The sequence below is a fragment of the Methanosarcina sediminis genome (genome assembly GCF_052056915.1).
Classification (GTDB): domain Archaea; phylum Halobacteriota; class Methanosarcinia; order Methanosarcinales; family Methanosarcinaceae; genus MTP4.
In genome coordinates, this window is the sequence record NZ_CP195119.1 from 2377115 (window position 1) to 2391394 (window position 14280).

Sequence of the window (14280 nt, forward strand, 5' to 3'; positions counted from 1 at the left end):
GAATGGGGTTCTGATGCGTTTTCAAATCATTTGGTCCGAACCTGCGGCAGAGCAACTTAGAAAACTTAACCGTCAGCTAGCAAAACGCATTTTCCGTAAAGTTTCGGAGCTTCAGGAAGATCCTTACCGTTATGTGACAAAACTTGTTGGGTCTCCAAATTACCGGCTGAGAGTAGGTGACTACAGGGTGATTCTGGAGATTCAGGGCAGCATTCTGGTGATACTCGCACTTAAAGTCGGGCACCGAAGGGAAATTTACAAATGAAAGCTTGATGTAACGTTTTTTATGCGGGTTTTCAGGTTATTTCAGTCAATTTTTATGGAGAATGCTGGGCACGAGCTATCGAGAACTGGTCAAACAAAAAAGAGACACTCTCATTGAAATGACTGATGGTTTTGGAGACCAATCCCTTAACGAAAAATAATCAAACTTATATGATTTCCGTGAAGTTTGGACCGGAAACTGGTCCGAATATTTTAAAACGGATACTTTAACGGATTCCCTGAACAAAGTCTCTCCACTTCTAAACTTTCACGATACAATTCTTAGCCGGAACAATTCCAATAGTTATAATACAGGCTAACATATTAAATACTGAATATGCAGGACGTCACATTTATCGACGGAGGCAGCCTCCCGGTCCCTGAGGGTGTTACAAGGGATTGGTTCAAGGCTGCTGCTGAGTCAAGGGCTGAGGATGAAAAGCTTTTTTCCCTCGTCAGGGAGGCTTTCCAGAGGAAAATCGATGTTGGGGTCCATGTTCCCACTTACCCCCAGTACCGGGACATGATAGGGCAGTTTCTGGATATCATCAAGGATGAAAAGAACTGCTACGAGCCCTATGCCTTAAAAGAAGAGAACGCGAAGATCCTTGAGCTTGAAATCATCGATGAGGTCGCAAAGCGGTATAAGGAGGAGACCGGGAAAACCCTGGAAGTCAGGGTCTGCGTGGCGGGCCCCACCGACCTTTACCTCCAGGCTTTCGGAACTAGCATGTTCAGGGACGCTTACCACTACATGGCCATGAACATTGATCGCTTTGTCAGGAAGGCTTTTGAAACTGCAAAGAACTTCAAGATCAGGACCATTGCCCTGGACGAACCGAGCCTGGGGATGAACGACCGGATCCAGTTTTTTGACCCTGACATCGTCTCTGCGCTTACCCTGGCTTCCACCTATGCCCGGCAGCAGGGGGCTGATGTGGAGATCCACCTGCATTCCCCCTTGAAGTATAAGGTCGTCTGTGAAACTCCGATCAACGTGATCGGGGTGGAATATGCAGCAACTCCTTCTTACCTTGACCTCTTTGACAGGGAATACCTGGAAGCGTCAGGTACCTATGTCAGGCTCGGGGTTTCGAGGACTGATATTGGAAACCTCATCGGTGCCATCAACGAAAAGTATGAGGTCAATGCCTGGAAGGAAAAGGAGTATATGCAAAAGATCGTAACTGAAATGGAAACTCCGGAAGTCATAAAGAAGAGGCTTGAAACAGCCTGTGCTGTCCTCGGGGACCGGATCAGGTACGCAAGCCCGGACTGCGGCCTTGCTTTCTGGCCGGACCAGGAACTTGCATTCAAATTGCTTGAGAATACGGCAAAAGGAATCGATGCGTTTAACGCTGAAAACAGGGGCAAGGAATAAAATTTCCAATTATTCCTTTTCCTTTTTCTTTTTCTTTTCCTTTTCCTTTTCTTCTCCTTTTCCTTTTCTTCTTTTTCTTTTTCTTTTTGCTTTTTCTTTCTGTTTTTTCTTTCTGTTTTTTCGGATTTTCAGGGTTTTTCTATTTCCACATCAATTTTTTTATAATTATGGAGTCTTTCCAATAATGCTAAATCCTCCAAGGTATACTAACTGGGCATGGAAGAAATCATCTTTGACGATATCGGGAGCTATCCCCTTCCGGACGGCGTGAGCAAGGAATGGGTCCAGAACGCCTTTAAGACGAGGGAGGAGGATGAAAAACTTTTCACGGTAATCAATGACGCTTTCCAGCAGAAAATTGATGCGGGAGTGCAGGTCCCCACCTATCCCCAGTACCAGGACATGAACGAGCAGTTCTTGAAAGTTATCCGGGATGAGAGCTGCTGTGATGGACCTTTTGAAGTGAAGCTTGAGTGTGCCAGGATCGAAGAGCTTGATGCCATAGAAAGCGTTGCAAAGGCTTACAAAGAAAAATTCGGGGAAACCCTGCAGGTCAGGATCTGCGTGACCGGGCCTGCCGAACTTTACCTCAAGGAATTCGGGGGGAGGAATTATGCGGATATTTACTCTATTTTTGCAAAAAATGTTAATAAATTCGTCCGCAATTCCATGAAATCGGCAAAGAACTTCAAAATTGCCACGGTCTCCATTGACGAGCCCAGCATCGGGCTGAACCCTGAACTTGCTTTTGATAATGATCAGATTATTTCTGCCCTCACCGATTGCTCGAAGGCTGCGAGTAAATGGGGCGCTGACGTGGAAATCCACCTCCACTCCGCCCTCTACTACAACCTGGCCTGTGAGACCCCAACCATCAATGTCATCGGTATGGAATCTGCAGGCACGCCTTCTTATATGGACCTTATAGACAAAAAAGTTCTTGAAGACACGGACTCTTTCCTGCGCGTCGGGATTGCAAGGACTGATATCTACACTCTTGCAGGTGCCCTGAACGAAAAGTACAACACAAACGTCTGGAAAGAGTCGAAGTACCTGCCCGAAATCGTCACGGAACTTGAGACCCCACAGGTGATTACAAAGCGGCTCAGGATTGCTTACAGGCGCTTCGGAAATCTTATTAAATACGTCGGCCCGGACTGCGGACTTGGTTCCTGGCCTAACCAGAAGATAGCTTTCATGCTGCTCTCAAACGTGGCTCAGGGCATCAAGGATTTCAGGGAATGCCTGTAACGATGCACGTTCCCCTGAATACCTATTTTTTCCACCGGAAACCTTGCATATTTGCATCTTCTCTAAAAAATTAGGCACCTGTTGCTGAAACACAGTGGAAATAAAGGGGTGATGTTTTAAATATTTAACAGGTTTTTAAAATTATGTTTTTCCACTCTCTTTTTCATTCTTTTTTCAGTCATTTAACCTGCCGTGCCTTCTATCGATTTCGTCCATCATGTCAAGCATTTTCCGGATAGCGGTCCGGATAGCATCGGATTGGTTAACGAATTTTTTGTTTTCTCCCACGTGTTTGTTCAGGTCTTCCAGGAGTTCCTGGGGGATTTCAACGCTTACTTTTGGCATCAGGGTCACGCTCCAGTGGTAATATTCACAGTGATATTGTTTGAAGTGATAGGATCCAGTTTCATTGAAATAATGTTTAAGGGTGAAAATTATTAAACTGTAGCTTCCCTCTCGAAAATTTCAATGAATTCCCATGTAGATTGTGTGAGATAAAATGCATTTCTTCTATTTATATTTCAGATTGATTTCTCCCTAAAAAGGCTTTTCAGGCTGTTGTTGAAGGAAAAAGACAGAAATGGAAAAAGCAAAAGGATTCAACGAAAGGATAAACGAAAGGATAAACGAAAGGATAAACGAAAGGATAAACGAAAGGATAAATGAAAGGATAAACGAAAGGATAAATGAAAGTAAAAATAAGGCTCTTTGCCAAAAAAGCAATTCTGAAAAAAACCCTTCAGAAAAGGAAGTAAATTAGCGGGCCCGAAGGGATTTGAACCCCCGGCCTACGGATTAAGAGTCCGTCGCTCTGCCTGACTAAGCTACGGGCCCACGCTTTGTTTCCTGCCTGAATGAGCGAACCTCATAACGTATCTCCATTATTTATAAATTTCGGTACGAATGCCAAAACTTATGATTTCTTCGGGTCCTTTCAAGTATAATTGCCGTTTTTTCCTTGTTTTTTCCCTGTTTTTTCCCTACTTTTTTCACACATCAGTTAAAAAATTTACTTTCCATGTCTAAAATTTGACTTTTCATGAATAAAATCTTTATTGAATCATTATTTATTTTGGAAGATCCCCCCTCTTGTATGCCTCAACATTTTCATTAAGTGGGCAACCAGAACTTCGGGGTTTAGAATTTTTACGATTTTCTTATATACTTCTTTAATTTGTTCGTTCTGGACCCTTTAAAGCAAACTCTTATATACAAGTGCATCTGAATATGACCAGTTAGTTGACTTATCCGAAGCTCTGTTGGGGCTCAGTTAATAAAGTTGGAGGCGTACTTCCTAAATTTGATTTCCTCAAGTTTGGTTTGCTAAGTACTATTTTATACTTTTCTGGCGCATGGAGCTTTTTTGAGTTGATTAATTAAAGTTAAAGAAATTAAGCAATTAAGTAAATTAATTAAATTAAAGGAATGATTTTTTATGTTTAGAGATGAAAGTCGCTCTGTTCCTATCGAAGAGGGCGAAGTCTACGATGTAACTATTGAAGATATTGCCCGCCAGGGAGACGGAATCGCTCGTGTTGAAGGTTTTGTAATTTTTGTTCCGGGAACAAAAGTTGGCGATGAAGTCCAGATTAAAGTCGAAAGAGTACTCCCCAAATTCGCTTTTGCAAGCGTTGTCGAGTAATCGCGGATTAAGGAAATTAATTTAATTAAAGGAATGGTTTTTATGTTCAGAGAAGAAAGTCGCTCTGCTCCTGTCGAAGAGGGTGAAGTTTACGACGTCACCATTGAGGACATTGCCCGCCAGGGAGACGGCATCGCCCGTGTTGAAGGTTTTGTAGTTTTTGTTCCGGGAACCAAAGTTGGCGATGAAGTCCAGATCAAAGTCGAAAGAGTACTCCCCAAATTTGCATTTGCAAGTCTTGTCGAGTAATTTCCGATTAACGAAGCAATTCAATTAAATCAATTTAATTAAAGGAATGGTTTTTATGTTCAGAGAAGAAAGTCGCTCTGCTCCTGTCGAAGAGGGTGAAGTTTACGATGTCACCATTGAGGACATTGCCCGCCAGGGAGACGGCATCGCCCGTGTTGAAGGTTTTGTAGTTTTTGTTCCGGGAACCAAAGTTGGCGATGAAGTCCAGATCAAAGTCGAAAGAGTACTCCCCAAATTTGCATTTGCAAGTCTTGTCGAGTAATTTCCGATTAACGAAGCAATTCAATTAAATCAATTTAATTAAAGGAATGGTTTTTATGTTCAGAGAAGAAAGTCGTTCTGCTCCTGTCGAAGAGGGCGAAGTTTACGATGTCACTATTGAGGACATTGCCCGCCAGGGAGACGGCATCGCCCGTGTTGAAGGTTTTGTAGTTTTTGTTCCGGGAACCAAAGTTGGCGATGAAGTCCAGATCAAAGTCGAAAGAGTACTCCCCAAATTTGCATTTGCAAGTCTTGTCGAGTAATTTCCGATTAACGAAGCAATTCAATTAAATCAATTTAATTAAAGGAATGGTTTTTATGTTCAGAGAAGAAAGCCGCTCTGTTCCTGTCGAAGAGGGCGAAGTTTACGATGTCACAATCGAAGACATTGCCCGCCAGGGAGACGGAATCGCTCGCGTTGAAGGTTTTGTAATTTTTGTTCCGGGAACCAAAGTTGGCGATGAAGTCCAGATCAAAGTCGAAAGAGTACTCCCCAAATTTGCATTTGGAAGTCTTGTCGAGTAATTTTCGATTTAGCGGAATAAAGCAATTAAATTAATTCAATTAAAGGAATGGTTTCCATGTTTAGAGAAGAGAGTCACTCTGCCCCTGTCGAAGAGGGCGAAGTTTACGATGTCACTATTCAGGACCTTGCTCGCCAGGGAGACGGCATTGCCCGTATCGAAGGGTTTGTCGTTTTCGTCCCCGGAACCAAAGTTGGCGATGAAGTCCGGATTAAAGTCGAAAGAGTACTCCCTAAATACGGGTTTGCAAGCCTGGTTGAGTAAGCAGCATAAACAGGAACAGGAAGAACTTAGACTGAAAAATTATTTCTCAGATTATTTTTTCAGTCTTTTCTTTCTTAATTCTTGTATACTCCTGGCACTTTTGCTTATTTTCTCTTTATCTGGGAATTTTTTCTCCTTGTTTTTCCCTTGCGTTTTTGCTCTGTTTTTCCCTTTTGCTTTTACTGAATTTTTTACCCGCAGTTGAGTCGACATCTCAATTCGATGCTATACCTCAATTCGATGCTATTATATAATAGAGGATAAAATATGATTTCGAAATTCAGCTAACAAAGTTTTTACTGATGATATGAAAGGTTCCCTCAGGACCTTCAAGGCCCGGGGCAGGTCCCGGAGTGATTCCATATGAAGTGTTTTATCAAGTACCACCCCCACTCCAATACCTTTGTGATTGAAAAAAGAGCGTTTTTCGATGAGCCCCTGATGCTTGAAGGCAACTTGATTGTTGGTCAGGACGTTAATTTCTGGAAAGACCTCGTGGTTACGGGACGGCTCGAGCTTGGAAAAGGCTCTGTGGTCAAGGGGAACGTGAAAGCTGAAAGTGCCCTAGTCTGCGCCGGGGCACAGGTTCTCGGGAGCATAGAGGCTGTTTCGGAACTTATCCTGCTTGACGGTGCCAGGGCAAACTCCGCATCCTGCGCCGGGGACATTTACATGCGGCCTGGTTGTGCCGTAGGCTCCGTAAACTCAGGGGGTACCCTTGAACTTGTGGGAAAGGTCACGATCAAAAAAGTAGAGCCTCTCACAAAAGTGGTTGTCAGGGCCGAAGAGTGACCCAAATTCCGTTTTTTACTTCTTTCTTTACTTTTTTTACTTCTTTCTTTACTTTTTTTACTTCTTTCTTTTACTTCTTCCCTTTCACCTGGTGAACCTTTCCTGTTCCAGGAGTTTCAGGATCCTGTCCCTCAGGCGGTTGGCTTCGGGGCTGGTCCGGCTCCTCGGGCGGGGGAGCTCTACCTTTATGATCTCTTTTACCCTTCCGGGCCTGGAGGTCATGACAACGATCCTGTCCGAGAGGAAGACCGCTTCGTCCACGCTGTGGGTTACGAAGAGGAAGGTTACGTTTTTTTGCTCCCAGATCTTCAGGAGCTCGTCCTGGAGGATGTTCCGGGTCTGGGCGTCCAGGGCTCCGAAGGGTTCGTCCATCAGGAGGACCTCAGGCTCGTTGGCAAGAGCTCTTGCAATGGCAGCCCGCTGCTGCATGCCTCCTGAGAGTTCGTGAGGGTAGCTGTTCTTGAACTGCTCAAGGCCCACGAGGTCAAGGTACTTTTCCACCTGCTTTCGGGCTTCTCCTTTTCCTATTCCCTGCATTTCAAGCCCGAAGGTGATGTTGTCGATGACCGTTCTCCAGGGGAAGAGGGAATACTGCTGGAATACCATGCCTCTTTTGGGGTCCGGACCTGTGATAGGGACTCCGTTCAGGGTAATTTCTCCCGAGGTCTGGGTTTCGAGCCCTGCCACTATCCGGAGCAGGGTTGTTTTCCCGCAGCCTGAAGGCCCGAGGAGGCAGATGAATTCCCCGTCCTCAACATCGAAATTTATGTTTTCCAGGGCCTGCGTTTCGGATTTGTCTTCTTTTTTCGAAAAAGTGCGTGAGACGTTTTTTACACTTACTCTGCCCATCTTATACCACGATCCCTGCTTTCCATCTGAGAAGTTTTGTGTCTACGTAATACCTGAAAGCCCTGTCTATGACAAGTCCCAAAAAACCGAGTAAGAGCATGTAAAGAAGCACGAAGTCCATCCTGTGCAGGTGGAAGTTAAGCCAGAGCGAATAACCTAACCCTCCTCTGCTGACTCCGAACATTTCTGCGGCTACCAGGCACATCCAGCCAACACCCATGGCAATCCGGATCCCCGCAATAATGGAAGGCAAGGCTGAAGGTAGGGCGACGTAGCGGATCTGGTTCACGCTTCGGGTGCAGCCCAGTACCTTTGCAGCATCCACATGGACCCTGGGGATGTTCTTAAAGCCCGTGTAGGTGTTGATGATTATGGGAAAAATCATCCCTACAAATACCACAAATCCTGCTGCCTGATGGGTGAGCCCGAACCACACCATTGCAAAAGGAATCCAGGCAAGAGGGGGAATTGGCCTGAGGATCTCGATTATGGGGTCGATAGCCTCACTTGCTTCTTTGAACCACCCCATAATAATTCCCAGGGGGATGCCTATGAAAAAAGCTGCAATTATCCCTATCCCGAAGTGCAGTAAGCTTGTCAAAAGGTCGGTGACAATGACTCCACTTTCGATAATCGTAAGAAGGGAAAGGACTACGTCATAAAAACTTGGAAGGTAAAGTTTGTTTTTCACAATCCATTCTGCAGTAAATTGCCAGAGGACAATTACGCAGACCAGAGAGATTACTTCCATCCCTTTTTCACGGATCGTTTTTATAAGTCTAAGATTCATAACTAGTTAAATAGTATTGATTCTTTTTTACTTTTCCGGAACACTGGGCGCCACGGGAGAAATAAATTTTAACCTTCTAGCTTCTCTATTCCGAAAAGTAATCCCGAATCTGAAATTTTCTTTCCAGAAAGGGGTTTTCGTCCTTCAAATCTTTTCTTCATTAAAAATGAGGCTAAGCTGCCCCTATATGAGGGACAGCTGTTTTTATCAGTTTTTATCAATTTTCGTAGCTTTTTTTGTTTTTCCTGTGAACTCCGGCATTATTCTTCCTGTGAAGCTGCTTCATAGAAGCTTGTATCGAAGATTTCCTCTTTTGTCAGAGGCTTCTGGATGTACCCGAGTTCGTACTGGACCTGGGTGTACTGGACAGTTGAATTTGCGATCAGTTCGGGGTCAGCGATCCAGGCGCCGTCCCAGTCGGCAAGGGACTTTTCCACCTTTTCAACTTCCCAGCCGGTCTTATCGGCAAAGATCTGGGCGGCTTCGTCCACATTGTTCTTGTTGTACTCGGTTGCTTTGATGTGGGTTGCGACAATCTGTTCAACGAGTTCGGGCTGTCCTCTGATCAGCTCTCCGCTTGCCACGAGTACGCAGCAGGCGTGGTCTGCCTGCATCTCTCCCGAGGCCACAACTGAGCGTCCGTTCCCTTCACTTTCAATGATTGCAGGTGCAGGATGGGGCAGGAAGACTGCATCCACACTTCCTGCGGAAATGGCACTGATGGCCTCTCCGGGACCCATGGCCTTAATGTCTACGTCCGTATCAGGGTCAAGCCCGTTTTCCTGAAGCCAGTTGCGAAGCAGGGTGTCCTGGATGGTTCCCGGAGGGAAAGTAGCGATGCTGAGCCCTTCCAGGTCCTGGGGGGTCTCATACTCGAATTCGGGGCGAAGAACCAGGTCTGAACCCTGGATCTGGACTGCAGCAATAATCTTTGCGTCAAGCCCCTGGCTAAGCGCAGTGATCACCGGAGCCGCTCCGACATAAGCCACGTCCAGGTCCCCTGCGAGCATGGCCTGCATTTCAGGAGCACCCGTCGGGAATTCGTATTCGTTGATCTTTTCCACTCCGAAAGGAGCCAGGTCTTCTTCCCACCAGCCCTTTTCCATGGCTGTCATGTACGCAACCTGGTGTGTGCTTGGCTGGTACCCGAAGTTCAGTTCCGTAACTGCAGGAGCTTCTTCTGAGTCCTCTTCAGCTCCGCCTTCCTCATCGGATACGCAGCCGGACACGAAAGCAGACGCAACAAGCAATAATGTAAGGATCAATACGCCTAATTTTTTCAAAATCTCACCTCAATAATTTTCCACTATCTAACACTCTTCAATAAAGGTTTCAGTCTCAATAAGGGTTTCACAGTAAAGGTTTATGACTAAGGTTTATAGGCTGGTAGACGGATTTTTCATCGGAAAATCCCGGTCAAAATTGGTAAACGTGGAGTAATAAAGGGGTATATTCTTCTATGTGTTATTATTCGTTGAAATTTACTATATATACTTTCTCAAATGCCCTCGGATTATGACCCATATGTATTAATATATCTGATTATATTTCTCATTTTGGAAGAAAATCCCTAAAAAATGTAAATTCTTTAAAATCATTCAAGTTTTTTTATCCAGTATCCCAGGAGCGTTTCCATGAATGTTGCAGACAAGGTTATTAAAGCTGCATTTGAATCCGACGAAGTATTTCAAAAAACTCTTTCCACTGTAATTAAGGAAGATCTGAACCTCACTGCTGTTGATTTTGCCAAACAGGCAAACATCCCCCCAAGCACCCTCTACAAGATCCTTTCAGGGAACAGGGACCCGAACATAAAGACCCTGCGCCAGATAGTGAAGACTATCCGGGAAATCAAGGAATCCGATAGTGGAGAATTTATCGCGGTTATCGCTGCCCGCTCGGTGCTCGATAACATAGTGGAGACAAAGAAAAAGATAGCAGGCAGGCTGGTGACTATCAGGGAGTACTCGGCAACTTCCATGGAAGAGGCAATTATTGCAGCCGTACATGCCGAAAGGGACGGGGCCAAAGCCCTTGTCTGTGCTCCCATCGTAAGCCCCACGGTAGAAAAGATCCTGAACATCCCGGTCACAACCATCATCCCAAAAGGCAGTCTGCTGGACGCCATCGCACTTGCCATGAAGAAAATGGAATGACGTATTTTCCGGACTTATCAGGCAGGAAACTTATCAGGCAGGAATTTTCCCCGAACATTTCATTAAAAATTCAGCAGGGAATTTTTCCTGAAATCTTTTTTAAAAACCGTCATTGGAAACGTTGTTGAAAACGTTGTTGAAAACTTTTATTGAAAACTTTTATTGAAAACGTTGTTGAAAACGTTGTTGAAAACGTTGTTGAAAACGTTGTTGAAAACGTTGTTGAAAACGTTGTTGAAAACGTTGTTGAAAACGTTGTTGAAAACTTTTATTGAAAACGTTGTTGAAAAAGAGGGACAAATTTTAAAAAAGAGGTAAGTCCCGCGTCTTCAATATTAACGCGGGCACTTGAAATTTGTTTTTACTTTTTTGACGTTTCGGGTTTTACTTCCTTGGTTTTACGGAATCGAGAAGTTCCTGTACTTTCTCCTGAACCATTGCAACGGTCCAGCCGCCTTTTGTGAACATGTAGGCAGCTCCTCCGGCGATTGCCAGGATCAGGGCTCCAAGGCCGTAGAGCAGGCCAGAACTCTTTTCGAGTACCGTGTAGGTTCCGGTTTCTCCGCCAACCTCAACCTTGTAGGTTCCGGGCACTTCTTCTGCGTGTTTGAAGGTAACGGTGGTGCCTTCCCCTATGCCAAGGGAAATGGTCTGGGAGCCGGCAACCGTTCCGTTCACAACAAGCTCCACATTGGTGTCTCCTGCGGCGTTGCCCGTGTTTTCAACATCCACTGAGATGGTAGCCTCTTTTTCAGCTCTCACCTCAAGCGGGTCGATCACCAGGTTGGAGTATACGAAGATTGCTTCAAGCTCCCTTACCTTCACGTTTGTGCTCTCGTCCAGATAGCCCTTCTTGGTAGCACTGACCTTTATCGTACCGGGCTCGTCTGTGGAGTAGGTGACGGTTCCGTCCTTGTCGGTCTCTTTCAGGAACTCGCCGTCAATGGCGATTTCTGCGTCCTCAACCGGGTCTCCTCCGATTGCCTCGAGAACCTCGATGGTCATCGTGTCTCCTACATAGACCGTCTTCGGTGAGACACTGACGGTCATCTTGATCTTAGGCTCAATGATTTCGATGTTCGTATTTGCGGTGGTGTACCCGTCCTTTTCGGCGGTGACCTTGTAGGTGCCTGCGTCGGCGCTGTAAGTGACCTCCCCGTCCTCGTCGGTCTTGCCCACGGTAGACCCGTCGATCCTCACTGTCACGTCTTCAACTTCGTCTTCGCCGGCGGTTACTTCGATCGTGAACTCCTCGTCCTCAATGATCTCGTCAGGCACATCGATCCTGAGTTCCCTGCTGGCTCCGCCTTCGGTTTCGACTTCAACGAAGGGATAGAACCTGACAGTGTTATCATCGGCGGTCTTGAACTTGACTTCTCCCATGATGTCAATTGTCTCGTCTTCATCAAGGTTGATGTCATCTTCGTTTTCCATCGTGATCTTGTTCGATCCAATGGAAATTTCCATCTCTCCAAAGGTGTCGCCATCTTCAATTTCAAGGTAGTCATCAGAAATCTGGAAGATACCTTCAACGAACACGGCATTGGTTTCACCACCCGCAAAGACGTTTGAGAAGTGGACAATGATCAGGGGTACGTCTTCGGCATCTCCAAGTTCGGCTTCGTAGATATACGCCTCGTTTGAAGAGACAAAAGCGTCGTCAACCGTATCTCCGTCCTTTTCGAGCTGGACCCAGACGACCTCTCCGTTAATATCGACTTCTTTGATGTTCAGGGCATAGCCTTCTTCAAGGATCAGGGCTGAGCCGGAGTACATGGACTCTTTGTCATCGGTGTCAGTCAGGACTTTTGTAAGGATGTTGTCTGAGAGGAGGCTCACCTCGTCAATTTCTCCATTAACTGCATCTTCAGGATACCCTGCGAAGTATTTCTCTGCCATGAAACCAATGACTTCGAAATCTCCCCAGTCACTGTGTTCGAATTCCACTGGTTGGGGGGTAGTTTCATAAATCAGTTGTCCTTCGGAAATTTCTCTGTCGCTAAGATCTGCATCTTCTATCCTCAGCTCTTCGGTCCCGATTCCCTCGTCAATGTTATAATAGAAACCTTCAAAGTTGAAAGGTGTCCAGGTGGGGAGGGAGTCGCCGTCTACATCTTCGTCGTAGACTGTCCCGCGCAGTTCGTAGGTCCCGGGTTCCGAGATGTCCACGAAAGGTGCAAACCTGAGGGTGCTGTCATCGGCGACCTGTATCAGGATCTTACCCATGAGTTCGATGGTGTCGCCCTCATCGAGGTTGACGTCATCTTCATTTTCCATCTCGATCCTGGAGCTGGACACGGAGGTAATTTCCATTTCTCCGAAACTGTCTCCTCTTTCGATTTCGACGTAGTTGTCCGAGATCTGGAAGATTCCTTCTATGAATACAGCAGATGTTTCCTGCCCCGCAAAAACGGTTCCTATGTGGGCAATGATTATGGGCACATCATCCGCGTCCCCGAGGTCAGCTTCATAAACGTAATCATCGTTAGAGGAAAGGAAATCGTCATCCACGACGTCTCCGTCCTTTTCGAGCTGGATCCAGACAGTGTCCCCATTAACATCAACTTCCACAATGTTCAGGGCATATCCGTCTTCAAGGATAAAGGAAGAACCGGAGTAAGCGGACTCTTTGTCGTCAGTATCAGTGAGCACTTTGGCAAGTATGCCTTCCTTGATAAGGCTGATATCCTCATCAACAGGGGTGCTGTTCTCCGTATACCCTGCAAAGTACTTTTCTGCCATGAAACCGATTACCTGGTAAGATTCCCAGTCATTGTATTCAAAATCGGTCTCCATAGGCTCTGTTGAGTATTCGATATTCCCTTCGTCTATATTTCTTTCTATATTTGTGATGGTCAATTCTTCCGAGAATTCCCCATCGTCAAGGTCATAGAAAAAGCCTGAATAACTCAGGGCATCCCAGGTATAGGTGGTGGAAAGGCCTTCTTCCCAGATCCTGTTCCCTGAGGAATATCCTTTGCGGACAACTTTGACAATCCAGGATTGTGATACGCTCGTTCCCACGTTGGGGGTGGCAGTTGCTGTTATTGTATATTCGTCAATCACTTCTCCTGCATCAAAGTCAAATTCAGAGAATGTGACACCCTCATCTTTTTCGGTGTCTCCTACTGAATTGCCATCCGAATCTTCCACGTTCCATTCAATTGTACAGTTCTGGCTTACGGTAATGTTAAAGTCGAATGTACTGTTTGAAGAGCTTTGGGTCACTGTTTTTATTAAATCTCCGTCTTCTTCGTCCCAGCCGTCATCACCTTTGGTCGGGTAGAAGTCATCGATTTCCACTGCCGGTATAGTTCCCTGTATTTCCCATGTTTCAGGGCTGGCATTTGCATTCCCTTCGACAACAGCTTTGATAATGCGTTTAACAGTGTCTGTTACGGTATATGTGAAACTGGAAGTGGGGTCAGCAAAATCAGTTGTTTGAGATTCGACATTGTCATCTGTGTCATTGACGTACCATATCACGTTTCCTGATTCATTTAATGTGACCTCAAAATCCTGGTCTGTGCCAATGTCCACTTCAATATCTTTGTTTGAAGGCGTAGAGCTATCTATAATCGGAGCCGCAAATGCGGTTCCGCAAAATAGCCCTAGCAATAGGACTCCTACAATTATTTTCATTTTTGTTTTATTCATGTACGAACCTTCTGAACCTTGTGTAAATGTAATTTTTGTGTATTCTGGGTAAACTTCGGTGTAAATTTAATAGTAATCTAGTTGGATTTCTTTCTACTTCGCTTGATAATTTGTAGGTTTATCAGCCAATGTTTTTAATGTTATCTTTATAATCCTGAATTTTTTAGTATTTCCGCTTAATGTTGATTTTCATGGGGGTG

Annotated in this window: 19 protein-coding genes and 1 tRNA gene; 13 read left to right on the plus strand and 7 right to left on the minus strand. The window is 45.3% G+C overall.

Annotated elements, in window-relative coordinates; all coding sequences use genetic code 11:
* Positions 1-13 precede the first annotated feature (13 nt).
* The 3 genes from ACSAZK_RS10220 to ACSAZK_RS10230 all read left to right on the plus strand — a co-directional run bounded on the left by ACSAZK_RS10220 (position 14) and on the right by ACSAZK_RS10230 (position 2896).
* Positions 14-265: a type II toxin-antitoxin system RelE family toxin gene (locus tag ACSAZK_RS10220; RefSeq protein ID WP_440956996.1), complete on the plus strand. Its 252-nt coding sequence runs from the start codon at positions 14-16 to the stop codon at positions 263-265.
* Positions 266-601: 336 nt separating this feature from the next.
* Entirely contained in the window at positions 602-1645 is a 1044-nt protein-coding gene (locus tag ACSAZK_RS10225; RefSeq protein ID WP_440954048.1) for a methionine synthase, read from the plus strand.
* A 216-nt stretch (positions 1646-1861) separates the two neighbouring features.
* Complete coding sequence (locus ACSAZK_RS10230) at positions 1862-2896, plus strand: methionine synthase (RefSeq protein ID WP_440954049.1); 1035 nt, start codon at positions 1862-1864, stop codon at positions 2894-2896.
* Between the two features lie 174 nt (positions 2897-3070).
* Here the strand turns inward: ACSAZK_RS10230 and ACSAZK_RS10235 are convergent, their stop codons facing one another.
* On the minus strand, positions 3071-3241 hold the full coding sequence (locus ACSAZK_RS10235; protein ID WP_048182176.1) for a ribbon-helix-helix domain-containing protein: 171 nt from the start codon (positions 3239-3241) through the stop codon (positions 3071-3073).
* Positions 3242-3476: 235 nt separating this feature from the next.
* Here ACSAZK_RS10235 and ACSAZK_RS10240 point away from each other — a divergent pair, with 235 nt between their 5' ends.
* Positions 3477-3656, plus strand: coding sequence for a hypothetical protein (locus ACSAZK_RS10240; RefSeq protein ID WP_440954050.1), 180 nt, complete (start codon positions 3477-3479; stop codon positions 3654-3656).
* On the opposite strand, the gene ACSAZK_RS10245 is transcribed toward ACSAZK_RS10240, so the two are convergent.
* Positions 3657-3730: transfer RNA gene (locus ACSAZK_RS10245), tRNA-Lys, on the minus strand. It abuts the gene before it with no gap.
* A 601-nt stretch (positions 3731-4331) separates the two neighbouring features.
* On the opposite strand from ACSAZK_RS10245, the gene ACSAZK_RS10250 reads away from it, so the two are divergent.
* The 7 genes from ACSAZK_RS10250 (at position 4332) to ACSAZK_RS10280 (ending at position 6628) form a co-directional block, all read left to right on the plus strand.
* Complete coding sequence (locus ACSAZK_RS10250) at positions 4332-4538, plus strand: TRAM domain-containing protein (RefSeq protein ID WP_048182174.1); 207 nt, start codon at positions 4332-4334, stop codon at positions 4536-4538.
* A 42-nt stretch (positions 4539-4580) separates the two neighbouring features.
* Complete coding sequence (locus ACSAZK_RS10255) at positions 4581-4787, plus strand: TRAM domain-containing protein (protein WP_440954051.1); 207 nt, start codon at positions 4581-4583, stop codon at positions 4785-4787.
* Positions 4788-4842: 55 nt separating this feature from the next.
* On the plus strand, positions 4843-5049 hold the full coding sequence (locus ACSAZK_RS10260) for a TRAM domain-containing protein (protein WP_440954051.1): 207 nt from the start codon (positions 4843-4845) through the stop codon (positions 5047-5049).
* A gap of 55 nt (positions 5050-5104) precedes the next feature.
* On the plus strand, positions 5105-5311 hold the full coding sequence (locus ACSAZK_RS10265; RefSeq protein ID WP_440954051.1) for a TRAM domain-containing protein: 207 nt from the start codon (positions 5105-5107) through the stop codon (positions 5309-5311).
* Between the two features lie 55 nt (positions 5312-5366).
* On the plus strand, positions 5367-5573 hold the full coding sequence (locus tag ACSAZK_RS10270) for a TRAM domain-containing protein (protein ID WP_048182169.1): 207 nt from the start codon (positions 5367-5369) through the stop codon (positions 5571-5573).
* 56 nt (positions 5574-5629) lie between these two features.
* Entirely contained in the window at positions 5630-5836 is a 207-nt protein-coding gene (locus tag ACSAZK_RS10275) for a TRAM domain-containing protein (protein WP_048182166.1), read from the plus strand.
* A 363-nt stretch (positions 5837-6199) separates the two neighbouring features.
* Complete coding sequence (locus ACSAZK_RS10280) at positions 6200-6628, plus strand: polymer-forming cytoskeletal protein (RefSeq protein ID WP_440954052.1); 429 nt, start codon at positions 6200-6202, stop codon at positions 6626-6628.
* Between the two features lie 84 nt (positions 6629-6712).
* Here ACSAZK_RS10280 and ACSAZK_RS10285 read toward each other — a convergent pair whose 3' ends face one another.
* The 4 genes from ACSAZK_RS10285 to ACSAZK_RS10300 all read right to left on the minus strand — a co-directional run bounded on the left by ACSAZK_RS10285 (position 6713) and on the right by ACSAZK_RS10300 (position 9550).
* Complete coding sequence (locus ACSAZK_RS10285) at positions 6713-7477, minus strand: ABC transporter ATP-binding protein (protein ID WP_440954053.1); 765 nt, start codon at positions 7475-7477, stop codon at positions 6713-6715.
* A 1-nt stretch (position 7478) separates the two neighbouring features.
* Positions 7479-8267, minus strand: a complete 789-nt coding sequence (locus ACSAZK_RS10290; RefSeq protein WP_440954054.1) for an ABC transporter permease — start codon at positions 8265-8267, stop codon at positions 7479-7481.
* Positions 8268-8335: 68 nt separating this feature from the next.
* On the minus strand, positions 8336-8488 hold the full coding sequence (locus tag ACSAZK_RS10295) for a hypothetical protein (RefSeq protein ID WP_440954055.1): 153 nt from the start codon (positions 8486-8488) through the stop codon (positions 8336-8338).
* 39 nt (positions 8489-8527) lie between these two features.
* Positions 8528-9550 carry an ABC transporter substrate-binding protein gene (locus ACSAZK_RS10300; RefSeq protein WP_440954056.1) on the minus strand — a complete coding sequence of 341 codons (1023 nt, stop codon included), beginning with the start codon at positions 9548-9550 and terminating at the stop codon, positions 8528-8530.
* 351 nt (positions 9551-9901) lie between these two features.
* On the opposite strand from ACSAZK_RS10300, the gene ACSAZK_RS10305 reads away from it, so the two are divergent.
* Both ACSAZK_RS10305 and ACSAZK_RS10310 read left to right on the plus strand, forming a co-directional pair.
* Positions 9902-10423, plus strand: coding sequence for a helix-turn-helix domain-containing protein (locus tag ACSAZK_RS10305; protein ID WP_440954057.1), 522 nt, complete (start codon positions 9902-9904; stop codon positions 10421-10423).
* A gap of 149 nt (positions 10424-10572) precedes the next feature.
* Positions 10573-10698: a hypothetical protein gene (locus ACSAZK_RS10310; RefSeq protein ID WP_440954058.1), complete on the plus strand. Its 126-nt coding sequence runs from the start codon at positions 10573-10575 to the stop codon at positions 10696-10698.
* A 109-nt stretch (positions 10699-10807) separates the two neighbouring features.
* Here ACSAZK_RS10310 and ACSAZK_RS10315 read toward each other — a convergent pair whose 3' ends face one another.
* On the minus strand, positions 10808-14080 hold the full coding sequence (locus ACSAZK_RS10315) for an S-layer protein domain-containing protein (RefSeq protein WP_440954059.1): 3273 nt from the start codon (positions 14078-14080) through the stop codon (positions 10808-10810).
* Positions 14081-14280: the final 200 nt, after the last annotated feature.

Coding starts and splice junctions, on each gene's coding strand:
- ACSAZK_RS10240 (WP_440954050.1), top strand. CDS start 3,477: ATGGAAAAAGCAAAAGGATTCAACGAAAGGATAAACGAAAGGATAAAC.
- ACSAZK_RS10255 (WP_440954051.1), top strand. CDS start 4,581: ATGTTCAGAGAAGAAAGTCGCTCTGCTCCTGTCGAAGAGGGTGAAGTT.
- ACSAZK_RS10260 (WP_440954051.1), top strand. CDS start 4,843: ATGTTCAGAGAAGAAAGTCGCTCTGCTCCTGTCGAAGAGGGTGAAGTT.
- ACSAZK_RS10285 (WP_440954053.1), bottom strand. CDS start 7,477: ATGGGCAGAGTAAGTGTAAAAAACGTCTCACGCACTTTTTCGAAAAAA.
- ACSAZK_RS10270 (WP_048182169.1), top strand. CDS start 5,367: ATGTTCAGAGAAGAAAGCCGCTCTGTTCCTGTCGAAGAGGGCGAAGTT.
- ACSAZK_RS10225 (WP_440954048.1), top strand. CDS start 602: ATGCAGGACGTCACATTTATCGACGGAGGCAGCCTCCCGGTCCCTGAG.
- ACSAZK_RS10220 (WP_440956996.1), top strand. CDS start 14: ATGCGTTTTCAAATCATTTGGTCCGAACCTGCGGCAGAGCAACTTAGA.
- ACSAZK_RS10235 (WP_048182176.1), bottom strand. CDS start 3,241: ATGCCAAAAGTAAGCGTTGAAATCCCCCAGGAACTCCTGGAAGACCTG.
- ACSAZK_RS10305 (WP_440954057.1), top strand. CDS start 9,902: ATGAATGTTGCAGACAAGGTTATTAAAGCTGCATTTGAATCCGACGAA.
- ACSAZK_RS10265 (WP_440954051.1), top strand. CDS start 5,105: ATGTTCAGAGAAGAAAGTCGTTCTGCTCCTGTCGAAGAGGGCGAAGTT.
- ACSAZK_RS10250 (WP_048182174.1), top strand. CDS start 4,332: ATGTTTAGAGATGAAAGTCGCTCTGTTCCTATCGAAGAGGGCGAAGTC.
- ACSAZK_RS10230 (WP_440954049.1), top strand. CDS start 1,862: ATGGAAGAAATCATCTTTGACGATATCGGGAGCTATCCCCTTCCGGAC.
- ACSAZK_RS10280 (WP_440954052.1), top strand. CDS start 6,200: ATGAAGTGTTTTATCAAGTACCACCCCCACTCCAATACCTTTGTGATT.
- ACSAZK_RS10315 (WP_440954059.1), bottom strand. CDS start 14,080: ATGAATAAAACAAAAATGAAAATAATTGTAGGAGTCCTATTGCTAGGG.
- ACSAZK_RS10275 (WP_048182166.1), top strand. CDS start 5,630: ATGTTTAGAGAAGAGAGTCACTCTGCCCCTGTCGAAGAGGGCGAAGTT.
- ACSAZK_RS10290 (WP_440954054.1), bottom strand. CDS start 8,267: ATGAATCTTAGACTTATAAAAACGATCCGTGAAAAAGGGATGGAAGTA.